Annotated in this window: 13 protein-coding genes; 7 read left to right on the top strand and 6 right to left on the bottom strand. The window is 45.5% G+C overall.

Features of this window, described 5'->3' with window-relative positions; genetic code table 11:
* Positions 1-269 precede the first annotated feature (269 nt).
* Positions 270-3,164 carry an HD domain-containing phosphohydrolase gene (locus tag B3K91_RS06065; protein ID WP_292588652.1) on the top strand — a complete coding sequence of 965 codons (2,895 nt, stop codon included), beginning with the start codon at positions 270-272 and terminating at the stop codon, positions 3,162-3,164.
* On the opposite strand, the gene B3K91_RS06060 is transcribed toward B3K91_RS06065, so the two are convergent.
* Entirely contained in the window at positions 3,161-4,663 is a 1,503-nt protein-coding gene (locus B3K91_RS06060; protein ID WP_292588650.1) for a hypothetical protein, read from the bottom strand. The two genes, B3K91_RS06065 and B3K91_RS06060, sit on opposite strands and share 4 nt — an antisense overlap.
* Positions 4,664-4,672: 9 nt before the next feature.
* The gene (locus B3K91_RS06055; protein WP_292591920.1) at positions 4,673-5,428 is read right to left on the bottom strand and encodes an ABC transporter ATP-binding protein; all 756 of its coding nucleotides are present in this window, start codon (positions 5,426-5,428) and stop codon (positions 4,673-4,675) included.
* Between the two features lie 187 nt (positions 5,429-5,615).
* On the opposite strand from B3K91_RS06055, the gene B3K91_RS06050 reads away from it, so the two are divergent.
* The 3 genes from B3K91_RS06050 to B3K91_RS06040 all read left to right on the top strand — a co-directional run bounded on the left by B3K91_RS06050 (position 5,616) and on the right by B3K91_RS06040 (position 10,775).
* Positions 5,616-7,739 (top strand): efflux RND transporter permease subunit, encoded by a 2,124-nt coding sequence (locus B3K91_RS06050; RefSeq protein WP_292591919.1) that lies wholly within the window; start codon positions 5,616-5,618, stop codon positions 7,737-7,739.
* A gap of 14 nt (positions 7,740-7,753) precedes the next feature.
* Complete coding sequence (locus B3K91_RS06045; protein ID WP_349682103.1) at positions 7,754-8,317, top strand: 2'-5' RNA ligase family protein; 564 nt, start codon at positions 7,754-7,756, stop codon at positions 8,315-8,317.
* Between the two features lie 109 nt (positions 8,318-8,426).
* Positions 8,427-10,775, top strand: coding sequence for a Lon protease family protein (locus B3K91_RS06040; protein ID WP_214060691.1), 2,349 nt, complete (start codon positions 8,427-8,429; stop codon positions 10,773-10,775).
* Positions 10,776-10,886: 111 nt separating this feature from the next.
* Here B3K91_RS06040 and B3K91_RS06035 read toward each other — a convergent pair whose 3' ends face one another.
* Complete coding sequence (locus B3K91_RS06035) at positions 10,887-11,897, bottom strand: phospholipase (protein WP_292591915.1); 1,011 nt, start codon at positions 11,895-11,897, stop codon at positions 10,887-10,889.
* 129 nt (positions 11,898-12,026) lie between these two features.
* Here B3K91_RS06035 and B3K91_RS06030 point away from each other — a divergent pair, with 129 nt between their 5' ends.
* The 3 genes from B3K91_RS06030 to B3K91_RS06020 all read left to right on the top strand — a co-directional run bounded on the left by B3K91_RS06030 (position 12,027) and on the right by B3K91_RS06020 (position 15,736).
* On the top strand, positions 12,027-13,256 hold the full coding sequence (locus B3K91_RS06030) for an alpha/beta hydrolase family protein (RefSeq protein WP_292591913.1): 1,230 nt from the start codon (positions 12,027-12,029) through the stop codon (positions 13,254-13,256).
* Positions 13,253-13,942, top strand: coding sequence for an aspartate/glutamate racemase family protein (locus B3K91_RS06025; protein ID WP_292591912.1), 690 nt, complete (start codon positions 13,253-13,255; stop codon positions 13,940-13,942). The genes B3K91_RS06030 and B3K91_RS06025 overlap by 4 nt, the downstream gene beginning before the upstream one ends.
* A gap of 246 nt (positions 13,943-14,188) precedes the next feature.
* Entirely contained in the window at positions 14,189-15,736 is a 1,548-nt protein-coding gene (locus tag B3K91_RS06020) for an ankyrin repeat domain-containing protein (protein WP_292591911.1), read from the top strand.
* A gap of 105 nt (positions 15,737-15,841) precedes the next feature.
* Here B3K91_RS06020 and B3K91_RS06015 read toward each other — a convergent pair whose 3' ends face one another.
* From B3K91_RS06015 to B3K91_RS06005, 3 genes are read right to left on the bottom strand one after another with little or no spacing between them, the layout of a single operon-like run.
* Complete coding sequence (locus B3K91_RS06015) at positions 15,842-16,072, bottom strand: MarR family winged helix-turn-helix transcriptional regulator (protein ID WP_292591910.1); 231 nt, start codon at positions 16,070-16,072, stop codon at positions 15,842-15,844.
* Positions 16,069-16,290, bottom strand: a complete 222-nt coding sequence (locus B3K91_RS06010; RefSeq protein WP_292588630.1) for a hypothetical protein — start codon at positions 16,288-16,290, stop codon at positions 16,069-16,071. Before B3K91_RS06010 ends, B3K91_RS06015 begins: the two co-directional genes overlap by 4 nt.
* Positions 16,280-17,659 (bottom strand): MATE family efflux transporter, encoded by a 1,380-nt coding sequence (locus B3K91_RS06005; RefSeq protein WP_292588628.1) that lies wholly within the window; start codon positions 17,657-17,659, stop codon positions 16,280-16,282. Before B3K91_RS06005 ends, B3K91_RS06010 begins: the two co-directional genes overlap by 11 nt.
* Between the last annotated feature and the right edge of the window lie 570 nt (positions 17,660-18,229).

Here is an 18,229-nt window from a genome sequence, read left to right as displayed (position 1 = left end):
CGCCTTCTTGGCACACTGCAACCACAACCAGTATTGTGGAAACAACTATGGAGATTCCACATTATAAATCCCGCAATCTTCACTATGATTTTCAGGCAAATAATTGATTTTCAAAAGCTGGCATTGCTCAAACGATCACTCTTCAAAACTCTGATCTTAAAGAATCCTTTGGCAGTCAAGAGCACGTCACTGAGTAGTGCTTTCTGGGTATCGTGACGGCAAAAATGATAGACTTGACAAAACCAGTCGTTTCTCATACAGGAGTATTTATGAAGAATTGGCTTAAACCTATCTCTCTGGCTGCTCTAGCAACGCTTTTCTGGGCCGTTATAGGTTTTGCGGTGACAGAAGTCAGGTATTCTGAAGTTGAAAGTCAAATTGCCAACTCCGCAAGAATGATCGCGGAAAACACTGCAAAGACCACATTAATCGGCCACTTTCATCGGGATTCGTTTTATGAAGCTGTTATGCAGAATGACAACGATTTCACCAATCACTACCTAATGGAGATGCTGGCCAGTAATATGCATATCAAAGGTGTTGCTGTTTTTTATAATGATGAGGTTTTTGCGTCTGCTGGTGAGAAGTTTGAAATTGCCGTCACGCCTACTGTTGAAGGAGGAGACTACTCGGAGATCTTCTCAGTGGGCAAGGATCTTTTTGCAATTTCTGCCTTCACCAACAACGCTGGTTCAGAGAGCTCAAAGGATGGGTATGTCATTCTGAAGCTAGATCTCGAGGGAATTCTGAGTCTGCTTACAACAGAAGGATACAGCTTGAATAGCGAGAAGGGGAGTCTGCTATTAGCAGGAGTCTCAGTTTCTCTTGAACGCAGATGGCTACCGGCTAACTATGCCGCAATCGCTTTCGTCTTTCTTCTGACATTCGCCTTCACCGCTACTATACAGCGAATGGCTGGCAAGAAGTTTCTTGTCAGAAGGAACAGAGAAATGTCTCTGCTTCTGGATAAGATTCCGACACTGATCTGGTACTTCAGAGATCAGGAGACTTTCGGAATCGTCAATGAGTCGTTTGCAAAGTTTTTTGGCAGGCACCCGGAGGAAATTGATGGGAAGAATGTCTTTGAGATTCTCACGGAACAGGAGGCAATAGAATGTGTTGAAAGCAACAAGGAAGTTTTCGCTCGAAAAGAGAAAGTTGTTTTTGAGCAGAATTCAGAGAACTCGATTGGAGAGCTAAGAATCCTGGAGATTACGAAGACGCCGGATATCGACGAATTCGGAAATATAGAGTCTGTTGTCTGCTCTGCAAACGATGTGACCGAAGAAAGAAGGGCGCTTAGGAAGATTAAGCTTATTCAGTTCGGACTGGATAATGCGAACGATGAGGCCTTCTGGATTGCTCCTGACGGCACGATACTGTATGCAAACAGCGCGGCCTGTAAGAATCTTGGATACACAAAGGATGAGATTTCCGGACTGAAGGTAAATGATCTCGATAAATCGATGGAGGCAATGGATAGAAGAGTAAGCTGGGAAAGGCTTAAGTCAAAAGGAAGGGATACATTTGAAGCCTATCATGTGAGAAAGGACGGCTCTGTCTTTCCCGTCGAGATTAACAGGAATTATTTCAGGTACGATGAAAGCGAATACGAATTTACTTTTGCCCGAGATATATCTGAACGCATGAGAAATCTGGAGATTCTTGAGAGAGATAGGTTCAGAATAGAACGGCTTCACGACGCAGCTCTCAATCTGGAAAGATGCGGAACCTTCCAGGATGTATACGACTCTGTGATTGAAGCAGCTAATGAGATCCTTGAATTTGATATATGCTTCATCTGTGTCAATGAAGAGGATAATCTAGTAATCAAGGCATCTTCCAACCTAAATCCGCGAGACCCAATTGTAATGCCGAAAGATGTTGGAATTGTCGGGAAGACTTTCAGAGAGAAGAAGCCTTACATAATCGATGATATCCAGGAGTTCCCCGGCACTCTCAAATCAAACGACATCTACCGTGCCGGCCTAAGCGTTCCGGTTGGAGATGTTGGAGTCTTTCAGGCGATGTCCGCGAATAGGTCGAAGTTTGGCCAACAGGAGCTAAGACTGACTGAACTTCTTATGTCTCACGTCCGCGAAGCGATCGTGAGAATCGAGACCGAAAAGCGTATGAATTACATGTCTCTTCACGACGGGCTTACTGATTTGTACAACAGGTTCTATTTCGAGGAAGAACTCATCAGGTTGGAAGGATCGAGATTCTATCCTATTTCAATCGTTTCGGCCGATGTCGACGGTCTGAAGCTAATTAACGATACGATGGGCCATGCAAGAGGAGATCAGATACTTTTAGAGTTTTCGAGGATTCTGAGATCCTGTTTCAGAAAGACTGATATTATTGCAAGGTTTGGTGGAGACGAATTTGCAGTTATTCTCATACGAACGGATGAAGCTACGACCGAGAAGATCGCGTCGAGAGTCAGGGAGATTGTCGGTAAATTCAACAGAGATCACATCGGACCTCCTCTGAGTGTTTCCATGGGAATCGCTACCAGTAAGGGACAGGAACAATCTCTTGTCGAGACTCTGAGGCATGCAGATGACCTGATGTATCGTGACAAGCTTTACAGGAGCTCCAGCGTCAGAAGCCAGATGGTGAACACGCTGCTAGTTACTCTGGCCGAAAAGGATCAAATCTCTGGCGGTCATGCAAAGAGACTGCAGAGGATGTGTTTAGAACTGGGAAGAAGAGCAGGACTGAGTTCTCGGCAACTCAGCGACCTAGCACTTTTTGCTCAGGTTCACGATCTGGGAAAGGTTGGAATTCCAGATAGAATACTATTCAAACCAGGCCCACTGGATGATGATGAATGGAAAGTGATGAAACTTCACCCAGAAAAGGGATACAGGATCGCCGTGTCATCTCCAGACCTCTCTTCAGTCGCAGATCTAATTCTCAGGCATCATGAAAGATGGGATGGTGAGGGCTATCCTCTGGGTATCAAGGGCGATAAGATCCCCGTTGAATGCAGAATTCTCTCTGTTGTAGATGCCTTTGATGCAATGACAAATGACAGACCATACAGCAAAGCCAGGAACAGACAGGAAGCAATTGACGAAATAAAGAGATGTTCCGGTACTCAATTTGACCCCGAACTGGTGATTAAGTTTAGGGAAATGATAGAGATAGAGTCTTTCTAGATGCTCTTGATTATTTGTGAGATTTTTTTGTAGCTCAGAAGAGATATAAGAAGCGCTACTGCCAACGATGTCAGTGATACTAGAAGGAGCCAAGCTGTGCCGGTGCCGTCAACTGCGCCTTTCAGAATCAACGTGATAGGCATTATTGCCCCAAAACTCAATCCCATACAGATCAACTGATTCAGAAGAACGAATTTCGTTCTCATGAAAGCATTCGGATTATCCATTTGATCGGGAGGTGACGAAAGAACACCTCTTATACCGAGCAGAGAGGATGTCACATAAAGCACAAAGACAGCCGGAACAACCATAAGATAACCGAAAGAACCTCTCTTGATCAAGATGCTTACGCCTAGAACGCCCACAAAGAGAACTGTCCCCAACAGAACAGGTAGAGTGGTTTTTATGGCTATCATCCTTCCCAGAGAAAGAGGCAATATCTTTGTTGTCTCAATAAAGGGATACTCTCTGCCCATCAAAAAGGCGGATTGTATAGTGGTGAAGATGGTACTAATAAGTACCATAGTGAAGATCGATGTTACTACTTCTTCTGAGATAAGGCCAAAAACAAGTCCAAAGACAACGGGATAGAAAAGATAGTATATTAGCTGTTCATAGCGTCTATATATCTTTAGTTCTCTTCTGAGCAAAACCCATCCCCGCCTGTCATTGAAGGTCACGGTCTTCTGCTTGTTCTTGGAATATGATACCGGTTCGAATTTGATAGATGAGGCAACCCTGAAAAAAACATATCCCAGCAAAGGAATTGCCGCTAATCCAACTAGGAGGTACAGAGGGCTTTCCGAAGACTTAACACTCCAGGTGAAGATATTCAGAGGGTTTGAAAAAACTTCCCAAGCGCTTGCGAGCTTCTGCAGATAAAGCGGTATATTATCCGTGCTCCGTGGAACTAACTGAACTATTATGAAGAACATGAAAGCTGCCGCAATTTGAACGATGAACATTACTTTTCTTGCGACTGCCCTGGACATGAATTTCCCAAGAGCTACAGAAACGATGGAAGCCAGAAGTACGGTGTTTATTACCACGAGAACAAGTGAAGGGATTCCGATCCATGGATTGGGATCGATTCTGAGATGGTATGGAAGAGCGATTCCCAGAAAGACGGACAGAGTGAGCCCCTGATATAGGGTCGAGATAATAATCTGATAGACTATGATACTCACTCTCTTTACCGGAAGAACGAGAAGCATGTCTATCTCATCGTTTCTCATGAAGAGATAAGACGATGTGGCCGAAAATGAGATTAGAAAGAACAGCCCTGAGATTGTCAGAAAAAATCCGGCCATGACCTTGCCAAGGGAGACGCCTTCAACGGCTACTCCAGAAGTCGCACCATACACGTTCCAGAGAAACATTCCGATCATGATTGTGAATACTGCAAAGACGAATAGCTGGCCCGAAAGGCCTCCTCTTGTGCCTTTCTTGCCCGGAAACATGAAGAGCTTGTACTTAAGGAACAGCTTAAGGTCGTTCAAATAGACACCTCACAATGCGCCTACAATTTCCTGGATGTCTTCGTTCTCGCCAGTAAGCTGCAGGAAGAGGTTCTCGAGAGTCTCTTTGTTGTCGGCTCCTGCTCTCCTTCTTAGCTCATCCATCGTGCCCTCGGAAATTAGCTTCCCCTTGTTGATTATGCCTATCCGGTCGCACATCTTTTCCGCTATCTCCAGCACGTGTGTGGTCATGAAAATGGTAGAGCCTTCGCCCTTATACTTCTCAAGAAGCATCTTAAGTATCTTCGCGCTTCTTGCATCGAGACCTACGGTCGGCTCATCCAAAAAGATGACTTCTGGTCTCCTCATCAGAACAGAGATAACCATTATCTTCTGTTTCATACCGTGAGACATCTCAGATATCATCTTCCCCAGATAATCTATTCCAAACGCTTCACATAGTTCGCCGACTCTCTTCTTCGCTTCTTGTCTCTTATCGGGAAAGACATCCATGATGAACTCAAGGAACTCCGCTCCTGTGAAGTAGGAATAGATTCTTGGTTCTTCAGGGACAACACCGATCTTGCTCTTTATCTGAAGCTCATTATTCGAGTAGTTCATGCCGAGGATTTTTATCTCTCCCGAAGTAGGTCTAAGCGTACCGGTAAGCATTCTAATCGTCGTTGTCTTTCCGGCTCCGTTTGGTCCCAGAAAGCCATATATTTCGCCAGAGTTAACCAGCAGATCTACTTCGTCTACTACGGGGCTCTTATCGAATGCTTTCGTAAGTTTTTTACAGTCAATCATCTAACATCCCTCCAGACGGTATTGCCTCAGGACGATCTTCGTGTATGACCCGAACCTATTCTACGACAAGACCCGATACATTTCACATAATGTCAAGAAATTCTGTTGATCTGGCAGATGATTTCTATACAGCGCAGGCAATCCTGTTGCCGGATGATATAATTGGCTAAGTTTATGAGGTGGGCATATGAGAAGAGCTGTGTCCTTCGCATTATTAGCTGCCGTAGTAATAATTCTATTGTCGGGAATCAACGGTCTCAGCTTCGATCCCTCGCCCGCAGCATTTCTGAGCGATGATGATCCTGAACTGGCAGCGTTCAACCGAATCGCGGAGGTTTTTGGAGACACTGGATCGATCATGGTGATTCTTAATGCATCGGAAACTCCACTCGAGCTTCTGAAAAGAATATCAGATGAGATAAAGTCTCTTGACTGGGTTAACTCGGTGTTGTCAGCCACTAACGCGATGAAGCTGGGAAGCTTCAATCTTTTCACTTTGAGAATTCCAGCTGAGGACTACGTGTACTTGGAAGATGGGAAATTGGTGCTGAATGAAGATCTGCTGACAGATCCAATATACAGTAACCTGCTGATATCTTCTGACGGCAGCTATTACGGCATACTGATTACAATCGCAGACGGAAATGAGTTGAGCAGCGACACACTTGTCCCTCAACTTCGATCGAAACTCGATTCTCTCGATGTAAAGGGCTATAGACTAATTGGAGAGAGCGTTGCTAACACAGAGACATTCAGATCAATAATCGATCTTACCTTCAAGTATCCACCTTTCATTCTACTTGCCATTTTCATGATCTACGTAATCAAGTTCAGAAAGGTCTCGCTTGCTTTGCTTACGCTGGTTCCTCCTCTGGCCTCCGTAATGGCGATAGTTGGAGTAATGGGTATAATGAAGCTTTCGATCAACAGTTTGACCGTGATGATCCCTTCATTTATCGTCATTATTGGAAGTGCATACGGGATGCATTTCCTCTCAAGGTTTGAAGAAAACATTCATCTTAAGAATGCCGTCAGTCGGACAGTTCACGAGGAGAGAGTTCCTGTTCTCTTATCTGCTTTGACAACGATGGCAGGCTTTTCTTCATACATTCTGCTCGACTTGAAGGCCTTTCAGGAGATGGGTATATTCGTCTGTTCAGGAATCTTCCTCTCTGCGGTTTTCACAATTGTCGTGCTCCCGGGGCTTGTGTCTTCAAGAGAAACTGTGAATCCGCAACGTGCATCACCTCCAAGAGACGTAAATCGTCTTGCGAAAAAGGTAGTTGTCTGGGCCGTTATAGTGGGCAGTATCGCCTCTCCTTTTCTGATCATGTCAATTCCAATGACTATTGACCAGTATAATTTCTTCAAAGAGAATTCGGAGATTAGAAGAAGCGCAAACACCATGAAAGAGGCTTTCGGTTGGCTGACAAACTATTCGCTGATGGTTACACCAAAAGAAGGGGATAGCATTGCATTAACGACAGATCATGTAGAGAGTTTGGAAGCGTTCGAAGCGGAGCTAAAGAGACTTGATGGAGTTTCGAAGGTCATGAGTCTTCTCGATCTGTCAAGAGAGACGGGCGTTCCGTTGACGCTTATGGTGAGAGTACTGAACTCAAGTGATGTTTTCGGTGACTCTACATCACTTCTTGTGAGCGACAATGCTATACGATTCAATCTGTTCTCTCCGGAGAGCGACAGTCGAAGCGCCGAAAAACTGAAGTTGGCCGTCGAAGAACTAATAATGAGCTATCCGGAACTGGATGACAATTTCAGGTTCAATCTGGCTGGAACTACGCTTATATGGAAGAGCGTGAACTCCTCTGTTGTTAACAATCAGATTCAGAGCTTGATAGTATCGTTTGGGCTTATCATGCTCCTCCTATTCACGATATTCAAAAGTCTGAAGTCGACAATCATCGCCACGATACCTATTCTCCTTACAACTCTTTTCAACTTCGCTTTTATGGCGCTTTTCAGGATCCCGTTGAGCATTTCTACAGCGCTCATTTCGGGAATGTTGATGGGGCTGGTAATCGATTATTCGATTCACTTCACTATCTGGTTCAGGAGGTTCGGCGATTCACGTAGGGCATATCAACAGACCGCAAATGCAATTCTTGCAAACGGGCTTAGTCTTGTTGCCGGCTTTTCAGTTCTTCTGCTTTCACCTCTCTTGTTGTACGTTGATGTGGCGAAGTTGATGGTTAGCGGACTTGTTGTGGGAATGGTTCTTACTCTAATACTTCTGCCAGAGATCGCATCTAGAAGTAAGAAGTTTTCTGATAGGGCAAAAGCCTCTGACTGATATAATTCACTTATATTCAGATTGGAGGTGGCGTTCTGAAAGCTCTCGTTTCTCTTCTTCCAGACGATCTGAATCGGTTTGTCAGAGAGCTGTGGAATGAATTGAAAACAGACTTCGGATTTCGTTCGGTTATGCTCAATCCACTTCCACACATTAGCTATTGCATTTTCGAAGAGACGACTGTCACTTCAGATCCCATGCTTGAAGAGATTGCGTCCGTTATGGGTGCCTTCTCGGCAAAGACAGAATATCTTGGTATTTTCACTGGCGAGAGACCGGTAATTTTCATTGGAGTAGCTAAAAGTCCTAAGTTGGCTTCTCTTCATAAATCGCTATGTAAAGTCCTCTGTGAAGCGGTGGACAGCAAAGCAGCCGTTTACAGCGAGACTCACTGGATCCCTCATATAACACTTGCCTATGGAGATGATGTTAATCGAAGCAACATAGGTCCTGTGATGGAGAGACTTGCATTCAAAGACTTCCATCATGAGTTTGTAATTGACAATCTGGCAGTTCTTGAAGAGATTCCAGAGAAGGGAATTGTTGTCAGTAAGAGCTTCAGACTCACCTGTTCCTGAAGACAAACTGGTTTATCTTTATGCATCATTTTTCGTGACTTTCAATGTCTCAGTTGGGCTCTCAAAGAGTCCAATTTGTTATAATCGATCAGAAGAAGGAGGTAGATGAATGAAAAGAATTGGCTGGAAGGAGATAGATTTGAAAATTCCACTGCCGAAGAATGTAAAGTCAACTGAATGTTTGAGTGAACTAGAGGAGTTCATCGGACAGGAGAGAGCCATAAGAGCTTTGGAGACAGGGCTTTATATAAACGCAAAGGGATACAATGTTTTTGTTTCCGGCAGTAACAACACCGGAAGAAGAACATTTGTCAGTCGTTATCTGAAGAAGAAGGTCGAAGGAACAAAGACTCCGGGCGACTGGATATATGTCTACAACTTTGATGAACAAAGGTCGCCAAATTCAATTCCACTTGAAGCGGGGGCAGGGAAGGTATTTCAGAAAGAGATGAACGAGTTTGTTGAGATAGCTATCAACTCGATCAGCGAGAGCTTTCAGAGTGAGGACTACCAGCAGAAGGTAACTTCGATCCAGAATGAGCAATCGGAAAAGCGTTCAAGTATGCTGAAGGAATTGTTAGAGAAGGCGAAAGAAAAGGATTTCACTGTTCAAATAAACCAGACAGGAGTTGCAACGATTCCTCTCTGGAACGGTAAACCGCTTACCCAGGAAGTGTACGAAGCCTTACCTGAGGAATACCAGAAGCAGCTTACCAAGAAAGGCGAGGAAGTCCGTGAATTAGTCAACTCGTATCTTCTTAGATTGAGCAAGATGGAAAAAGAATATGGTGAGAAGTACAAGGAATTGAATCGAAACGTGGCTTCTTTCGCAGTTGAAGGTCACATAAAGGAGATGAAAGACAAGTTTAGCAAGAACAAAGAGGTCGTTGATTTTATAGAGAGCATGAAGGAAGACTTGCTTGACAATCTGGGAGTATTCTTCAGCCAGGAGATCGACTCCAAAGCTTTTTTCGGCAAGAGATATGCGGTCAATCTGTTTGTCGACAACTCGGGAATAGAGGGGAAACCCATTGTGGAGGTAACAAACCCCAATTACTCCTCCCTTTTCGGAAGAATAGAGTATGTAGCAAAGATGGGAATGCTTGATACCGACCACACCATGATAAGGCCAGGCGCAATACATAACTCGAACGGCGGGTATCTTGTCCTTGATGCCAAGAGCGTACTGAGCGAACCCTATGTCTGGCAGACTCTGAAGCAGGTACTCTTTTCCGGACTCGAAGGAATTGAGAATCTAGAACACAAGATCGGTCTCTTATCGACTGTTAGTCTGAAGCCTGAGCCAATTCCGCTGGATATAAAGATAATCATGATAGGCGAGCCGTGGATATACAGCATGTTAAGTACGCTCGATACGGATTTCAAGAAGCTCTTCAAGATTAAAGCCGAGTTCGATTGGGAAATGGCGTTGGAGAAGGACACGATTGGCAAGCTCTGTGGGCTAACCTGCAATATTGTGAGGGAGAATACTTTGAAGCCGCTTGAAAGGGACGGAATCAAAGAAGTGATAAAGAGAGCGATATTCCTTTCGGGAAGCAGGAAGAAAGTCTCGACTCAGTTTGGCACCCTTGAACAGCTCCTCCTGGAGAGCTCGGCAATGGCGGATATGAAGAAGCACGATATGATAGAGGCTGAGGATGTATCGACCGCTTGGGAAGAGATGCATACAAGGGTCTCCCTCTATCAGGACAAGATAAAGGAAATGTTCAAGAACTCGACATTGATGGTTCAGACAGATGGAGAGCTTGTTGGTGAGATAAACGGTTTGACAGTAGTCCAGACAGAGGATCTCTCTTTTGGAATACCGGTGAAAATAACTGCCAAAGCCGGTCCAGGCAACAGCGGTATAGTTGACATACAGAAAGAATCGGAACTAAGTGGAAACATCCACAACAAAGCCAGTCTGACTATTCAGGGATACATGAGTTCGAGATATGCGCAGCAATTCCCGCTGAGCCTGAACGGTTCGATAAGTTTTGAGCAGGTCTATTCGACAGTTGAAGGGGATAGCGCTTCCGTGGCGGAGACAGTCGCTTTCCTGTCTGCAATTGCCGATGTGCCAATTAAGCAGTCAATAGCAGTTACGGGCTCGATCAATCAAAGCGGAAGAGTCCAACCCGTAGGCGGAGTTCAGTACAAGATTCAGGGCTTCTATGATCTCTGCAAGATAAAGGGGTTTACCGGTCAACAGGGAGTGGTCGTGCCTCAGGCGAACTCTGACAATGTTGTTCTCCCTGACGAAATAATTAATGCCATTAAGGAAGGGAGATTCAACATATGGACCGTTGAGACCGTGGACGAGGCCATTGAGGTACTGACGGGCATGAAGTCGGGAAAGCTCGGGAAGAGCGGAGAGTACTCGCCTGGCAGCTTCAACCAGAGGGTAGTAGAGAAGTTGATGAAGTACTATGAGATAGCTTCTCAGTCGAAGAAATGACTAAGCAAGATACGTAAATCAATGGTGGTTGTTCAAATGGCCAATAAGAAAAATGGCGACAGACATATCTGGCATGTCCATCGCCATTTTTTTTGTAAGGCAGCTACCTGATCATGATTCGGAGTCTATTGCCGCGAATCTGTTCAGCATATAGTTTATGTATCCCTTTACATAAGAAGCAGTCTCTCTGAGAATCTCAACGGAGAGGTTGTCTAATTTCGATGTCTTGCCTGCTTCGTGAAGATCATCGAAATACTCTTTGCCTAGCCAGACTGCCTGAGGTTTCTCAAGTTCATTTCCCATAACATGTTTGAGTTCATAGTATACTGGATTGAGTTTCTCTCTGGAGTACTTCCTCAAATCTACCGCGGCCTGCTTCGGATTCCTGACGATTCTGGCAGGAACCTCTTCGAGCGCCATTAGCAGGGGCTCGTATTGTCCCCAAATCAAATAACCACCGTAGAAGTCGTATGCGAAGTGGTAATTAGCAAAGATGGCGAGCCACTTGTCCATGTTGAAAGGAAGCTTCAGCAGTTCGAAAAACGGGGCGGGGAATGTGTGAAAAGGCTGGCCCACATCTTCAAGATAGTGAATCGCCCTCCCCATGAACCGGTATGCCCAATAATGGTCTCCTCTGGAATAAGCGATCTCGGCCAGATCGCTGAAATACTGGACGACGTCGGTTACTTCTCCAACTCTAATGAAGAGAAGCATTCTGTATTCCATGTGCCTCAGCCCCTGACTGTCCCCAAGGAGCGTCTCTATTCCCTTTAGTTCGAGCCCCTTATCCATGCCTAGATCGGGCTCGTAAGAATATACCGAGAGAATTTGCCACATGGGAGCTTTGTCATCGACCGGCTTAGGGTTCGGGAAGACTGCACTGTATAGATCCAGGTCTTCTTCTGGTAAATAGGGTTCACCCAGATAGTCGTAAAAACCTTCTATGGCCGGGTTGTATTCACGAGTGTCAACATCGGCGTATGTGTACGGGGTTATCTCAACGTACTTGTCAAAAACCTCCTCATACTGGGATACAATCAAATACGTTAGAGCATCGTGCCCCGACCATGAAAATCCGAACACGGCTAATAGCAGTATTAGAATCATCATCACCTTTCTCACGTAACCACCTCCAATTCTTATAATAACAGATTCGAACTGCATTATTGTCTTCTTGATACCGATGTAGCTTCGTGATAGGCAAGCTTTCTGATAGTATTGTCTAAGAAAAGCAGTTTAGGGAGGTGCAATATGGCCGACGCTTCTAGAGGAGTTTCAAGAGGCTCATTAGACGTGCGGATTCTTCAAGATAATGAATTTGATTTCCAGCTCTACAGGTCTCTTGGTGCAGTATCGTACGAAGGAGGCACCGTAGGAGAGATTCTTTCGCTTGTACCGCATATAGATTGTGAAGACCCATCAACGTGGGTGAAGTCATTCAAGGACCTGGCAACAAGGCTGAAAAATAATGCCCTCGTGGTTCTTCAGAAAGGTAATAACGAGAGCGCGAGGCAGGAATTCTTGAGGGCGGCAAGCTATTTCAGAGCTGCCGAGTATTTTGGCGATCCCAGAGATTCGAAGACAAGATACCTTGGAATGGAAAGCAGAGATTGCTTTGTATATGCTTTCAGAACCACTGATATTCAGTTCGAAGCTGAGAGAATACCCTACGGTGAGGATTTCATTCCGGCGTACTGGATTGCTCCAACGACCGGCGGCAAGAAGAAGACGATAATGATGATGAGTGGTTTTGACGGGACATCGGAAGAGATGTATTTCCAGGCAGGCTCGGCCGCTTTGCAGAGGGGTTACGCGGTTGTTCTCTTCGATGGCCCCGGTCAGGTAGGAATGAGAAGGTTTTCGCCCGAGACTCCGTTGCGTCCTGACTACGAAGTTCCGATTTCCAAAGTTGTCGATTATGTCTTGTCGAAGGAGGATGTCGATCCATCAAGACTCGCGCTGTACGGCATTAGTCTCGGAGGTTATTTCTCACTTAGGGCCGCGGCTCACGATTCCAGAATAAGAGCCCTGATTTCCAATTCACCTGTTACCGATATCTACAAGTACATGTCTGCATTTGTTGGAGAAGCTATCAATTCTCCTGAAGATATTACACTGGAAACGGTCGACCTTGTGCCCTCGGAGTATTTGTCTAAGGCTCAAAAGCTCCAGCTCGTCAACATAATGCTCAGGTTCGGCGAGGTCTCCATGTTCAAGGCTTTCGAAAGAATGAGGGATTTCGTTGTAGGCAACGCTATAAAGAGTATTCAGGTTCCATTCCTTGCCATGGTGGGAGAGGGAGAAGGAGAAGAGGCGCTCATCCAGGCAAGGGAAGCCTTAGATAACGTTTCGGGAAAGTCAACAATGAGAATATTCAAGAAGCAGGAAGGCGCAGATTCCCATTGTCAAGTTACTAATCTTCCTTTGTCCAATTCAGTGCTTCTTGATTGGCTGGACGATGCTTTTGGAGCAACGACATGAAGCGTATTGGCCTTTTGGGTGGGATGAGCTGGGAATCATCACTGGAGTACTACAGATTGCTCAATGAAATGGTCAAGAACAGGCTTGGGGGATTTCATTCCGCAGAATGCACCTTGGCTTCAGTTGATTTCGGCCCCGTTTCGGAGATGATGAAGAGTAATGACTGGAAGGGTATAGAGAGGGTCTTGTCTGCCGCAGCCATTGATCTGAAGAGAGCTGGTGCAGACTTTCTTATCATATGTACCAACACAATGCATCTTTTGGCCAGAGAAATCGAAGGAGCATCAGGGCTTGAAGTCCTAGAAATCGGTAAGGCAGTCGGAGAGGAGATCGAGAGAAGGGGACTTGAAACCGTTGGACTCCTTGGCACAAGATTCACTATGGAGAGGGCTTACTACAAGGATACTTTGGCGGGATTTGGCATAAATGTGATCGTTCCTTCAGCTGAAGAAATGGTAGTAGTAGATATGATTATCTTCGAGGAGCTCTGCAAAGGAATCTTCAGAGAGGAATCAAAGTCAGTCTATAAGGCAGTGATTAAGGGTCTTCAGGTCAATGGAGCCGAGGGAGTTATACTTGGTTGCACTGAGATACCTCTGCTGATCAAAGAATCAGACGCTGACATTGCCGTTTTCGATACTACGGCCATTCACGCCCGGGCGGCCGTCGATCATGCTCTTGCGTGATTCGGAATCAAGAATACTGAATAGTCAACAGTTCTCTAGAGAATGCATGACGCATGAGATTGACTCACAAGACAAAAGCATTTTGCTTCTGAATCGGTAAGTTCGACCGGATCCGAGATTCCAAATCACTCTTGTGTGAATCTCGACAGGGAAGGCTGTTTTCTCAGGTAGATACTGCTATTCACATGATTAGCAGCTATTTCAAATTGCTAGTGATCGCTCACTTTGCAGAAGGAGGATTTTAGTATGAAAAGACTCTTGTTAGTGCTTCTGTTAGTACTGCTGTTATCGGTAGTCTCTTTTTCTAGCGTTTACAATAGTGCGTCCAACGGTGACCTGCAAGGGGTAAAGGAAGCTGTCAACAGTGGTGGTAATATTAACGAGCGTGGCTATGCAAACAAAACACCCTTGATGGTCGCAGCGGATTACGGCCACTCGGAAATAGCAACCTACCTTATTGAATCTGGGGCAGACATTTCAACCGTTGACGACAATGGCTATACAGCTCTTCATTACGCTGCGAGAAAGGGTCTCCTCGATGTCGTGAAGATGCTTCTTGAAAGAGGGGCGGATATAAACGCTCATCCGGCCAGTTCAATGTTTTATGAAGGCTATACACCTTTGATCCTCGCCTGTGACAACTCCAAGAACGACACTACTCTGGAAGTCGTTAAGTATCTTGTGGAGAAGGGAGCCGATCTAGAGAGAGTTGAATATGCTTTCCGCTCACCTTTGATTGCTGCGATATTTTCGAAGGGGACAAATACCGTAGTCTTCCTGCTTGAAAACGGAGCCGATCCAAATCGACCAGCCAAGGACGGAAGAACTCCTCTCTATCTAGCTATATCGGAAGGCCTCCCAATTGAGGGCATAGAAGCGCTTCTAGAACATGGGGCAGATGTGTCTATCGGGAATGAATACTATACGCCGCTTCAACTGGCCGTATCGAAGTCCAATAATGATATTTCGAAAATGCTGATCGAATTTGGCGCCGACTATTCTGGAGTAGATGATTCAGGCAATACTCTACTTCATCGCGCTGCAGGTAAGGGATCTACCAAGAACATCGAGATGTTTGTTGAGCTTGGAATCGAAGTTGATTCAAGGAACTATGAAGGGAAAACTCCTCTGCATATCGCTTCAGAGAACGAGTCCTTGAGAAATGTCAAGCTCCTTATTTCACTTGGAGCCGACGTCCTGGCAAGAGATAACAATAATCACTTGCCCCTACACTTGCATCTCGCTGTCTACCAAGAAGACAAAGAAACTATTGAGAGCTTGCTTTCTGCGGGTGTCAGTATCAACAACAATGAAGTAGAAAGCGGTATCTCATCGCTTCATATCGCAGCCGCTTATGGAAAGCTAGATATTGTCAAGTACCTCTTAGAAAGAGGCGCGGATGTTTCGATCGAGACAGATGAAGGAATCCTTCCAATTCATTCCGCTGTCGGCCGCAGGGGAAAGCCGGAAGTCGTCGATTACTTGCTCGAAAGCGGAGCTAACATTGAGGCCGAAGATAACGAAGGCAGAACGCCTATCTTCTACGCTGTTAAAGACCACAACATGGAAGCGATTTCTTACCTCGGTGAGAGAGGAGCGAATGTCAATCATCAGGATCACAGCGGGAAAACGCCCTCACACTACGCTGTCGAGGACAAATGGGACGCGATCGAAATGCTTACGATCCTGAGCGAATTCGGTTTGGTGCCGGATACAAAGGACAACGCAGGAATGACTCCGGAGGATTATGCTGCATCAGAAGAGATAGTTGGATTCTTGAAAACGCTTTATTGAAGTCTCGGACAAGTCCGCGATCCAATCTACTAAACCGGTGTCTGCCTTGCGCAGGGACCGGTTGCTTGTAATGGGCCATAAGACGTTAACCAAGAAACGTCATTGTCAATCATTGACTCTTCTGGCATTTTGAGCGGCCTTCTGAAGAAGAGAAAACAGGTGATCTCTTTCGCCGTTGGAGAAACCTTCTGTTAGCATTGTTTCATGATCTCTTCCAAGCCTTCCTAGCTCTTCACCAATTCTTATGCCGCTTTCTGTGAGAAACAGCCTGTAACTCCGGCTGTCTGATGGGTCGGTTTTCCTCTTTATATTGCCTGCTTCGGTAAGTTTCTTCATGGCTTTAGAGTAATTCCCTTATCGACACCGAGAATTTCGCTGAGCTCATTCTGGCTTATTCCGTCTCTGGCTATCAGCACTCTCACAAAGAAGAAATGGCCACTCCCCAGTCGAAATTTCTGCATTTCCCTGCTGAAATGGACATTTGCACTGCGCGAAATGCGATATATCCAGCGGCCAATGTACTCTTCTCTATCGAAGGCTGGATCACGCGACATCCGTTGTCCCTACCTCAGCACTGAGCTCACTTGAACGGAATGTCTTCAGTTCTCTAAGGTAGAAAACCAGCGATATTGCGAAAGCGATCAAATCGGCAAGTGGAAAGGATATCCAGATGCCATTAATCCCTAGAAAGCGCGGAATCACTAGAATCAGTGGTATCAGAATTATTATCTGTCTAAGGAGGGATAAGAAAAGTGCGGGTATTGCTTTGCCGAGTGCCTGGAACATTCCAGAAGCAATAACCTGGATGCCGATAGTCGGGATGGCAAGGATAACAATCCTGAGAGCAGAAATTGTGGGTTCAATAAGCTCGATTTCATCAGAGAAAATCGATATGAGTTGTCTTGCAAAGAAGAACATTATGATTGCCGAGAAAAGGGCGATCAACGTGGTAACTGCGGAGGCCAGTTTGACAGACTCTCTTGCTCGCCTCATTTTTTTGGCGCCGTAGTTGTATCCGACAATTGGAAGAAATCCCTGATTCACGCCGAACATAGGCATTATGAAAACCATTAGCAGTCTGTTTATTATGCCGTAGACTGCCACCGCAATGTCGCCTCCATAGAAAACCAGTGAGTTATTCATAACAACGGCAAGCACACTGCCCGCAACCTGTCTGGAAAAAGCGGAAAGACCCACGGAGACGGTTTCCTTCAGGATTGTCCACTCTGGAATCAAAGAAGCCAGAGAGATTCTCAACAGACTCTTTCCGCTGGTGAAGTAAAAGAGAATATAGATCGAGGTAATCGCCTGAGACAAAACGGTTGCCAGCGCCGCACCTCTTATGCCCATGTTGAGAGTGAAAATGAAAATGGGATCAAGAATTATGTTAAGAACAGCAGAGATCAACATTGCAGCCATTGCTATCTTTGGTTTTCCTTCTGCCCTAATAACATGGCTCATAGCCATTCCAAAAGAAAAGAAAGCGCTTCCGAGAAGTATTATGCTCAGGTATTCTCTCGCATACGGAATGATGGCTTCACTCGCTCCGAGCATTATGAGCAACTGATCTATAAAAAAGTATCCCAGCAGGGTCATCGCCAATCCGAAGGCGATCGAGAAAGCCATTACGTTTCCAGCGGCGCGTCTTGCTTTTTCGTGGTTCTTTTCACCGAGCGCCCTCGATATAACTGAAGCGCCGCCGATTCCGAACATCTGAGCAAATGCCATAACGAATATTTGAACAGGGAAGGAAATAGATATGCCCGCGATGCCCATCGACCCGACGCCTCTTCCGACGTAAATTGTATCAACGAAGTTGTACATTGCCTGAACAAGCATGCCGATAGTTGCAGGCAAAGAGAGACTGAGAAGAAGCCTTCCAATCCTCTCCTCCCCAAGCATCTTATGTATGTCTTTTGCCATAACTCACCTCTGAGACAGTTGCATATTCAACTATTATAATTCATAGTACTACCGAATGCTTTCGCTCTCTCGCTTTCGTGCCGGTAGTTTTGATTCGATAAGAAGCGAGTTGGCAATCGTTGTATGTCAGCAGTCCGTCGTCCTCCGGAAAGAATCAGTTCCAAGTTCCATGTTGTCAGTTGCAAGCAGAAGAAATAGTTGTCCGTTGTTGGTTCACCGTTCTCCGGAGCCGCCGCTGTACGCTTAAAGGCAGAGAACCCGCTGAACGCTGATGAAAAACACGTTAACCGTCACCGGTTCTCCGTTCTCCGCCGTAAAAGCCGCGAAGAAAATTGAAAACAAGATTCAGGATCCGAGTCTGAAATGATTGCCTTATGTTATTCAGAAATACCATATGTCGTCATTCTCGATCCTTGAAGTGTTTTCAAGACCAGATCCCGTGCAGAAGCATCACGGGATGACAGTCCTTCACGTCATCCTGAAGTGCTCCTGTTCAGGATCTGGGCTTGGGTCTCAGCGAAGGACGGGTCCATGATCTGGGACGAGTCACGAAGGACGGTTCTCCACAGC

Source organism: Mesotoga sp. UBA5847 (genome assembly GCF_002432735.1).
In the GTDB taxonomy this organism is placed as follows: Bacteria; Thermotogota; Thermotogae; order Petrotogales; family Kosmotogaceae; genus Mesotoga.
Note: the sequence above shows the minus strand (reverse complement) of the source record. Positions and strands in the feature narration are given on the sequence as shown.

Excerpts from the sequence above, each read along its gene's own strand:
- B3K91_RS06065 (WP_292588652.1), top strand. The coding sequence starts at position 270 with ATGAAGAATTGGCTTAAACCTATCTCTCTGGCTGCTCTAGCAACGCTT.
- B3K91_RS06055 (WP_292591920.1), bottom strand. The coding sequence starts at position 5,428 with ATGATTGACTGTAAAAAACTTACGAAAGCATTCGATAAGAGCCCCGTA.
- B3K91_RS06050 (WP_292591919.1), top strand. The coding sequence starts at position 5,616 with ATGAGAAGAGCTGTGTCCTTCGCATTATTAGCTGCCGTAGTAATAATT.
- B3K91_RS06040 (WP_214060691.1), top strand. The coding sequence starts at position 8,427 with ATGAAAAGAATTGGCTGGAAGGAGATAGATTTGAAAATTCCACTGCCG.
- B3K91_RS06030 (WP_292591913.1), top strand. The coding sequence starts at position 12,027 with ATGGCCGACGCTTCTAGAGGAGTTTCAAGAGGCTCATTAGACGTGCGG.
- B3K91_RS06025 (WP_292591912.1), top strand. The coding sequence starts at position 13,253 with ATGAAGCGTATTGGCCTTTTGGGTGGGATGAGCTGGGAATCATCACTG.
- B3K91_RS06020 (WP_292591911.1), top strand. The coding sequence starts at position 14,189 with ATGAAAAGACTCTTGTTAGTGCTTCTGTTAGTACTGCTGTTATCGGTA.
- B3K91_RS06015 (WP_292591910.1), bottom strand. The coding sequence starts at position 16,072 with ATGAAGAAACTTACCGAAGCAGGCAATATAAAGAGGAAAACCGACCCA.
- B3K91_RS06010 (WP_292588630.1), bottom strand. The coding sequence starts at position 16,290 with ATGTCGCGTGATCCAGCCTTCGATAGAGAAGAGTACATTGGCCGCTGG.
- B3K91_RS06005 (WP_292588628.1), bottom strand. The coding sequence starts at position 17,659 with ATGGCAAAAGACATACATAAGATGCTTGGGGAGGAGAGGATTGGAAGG.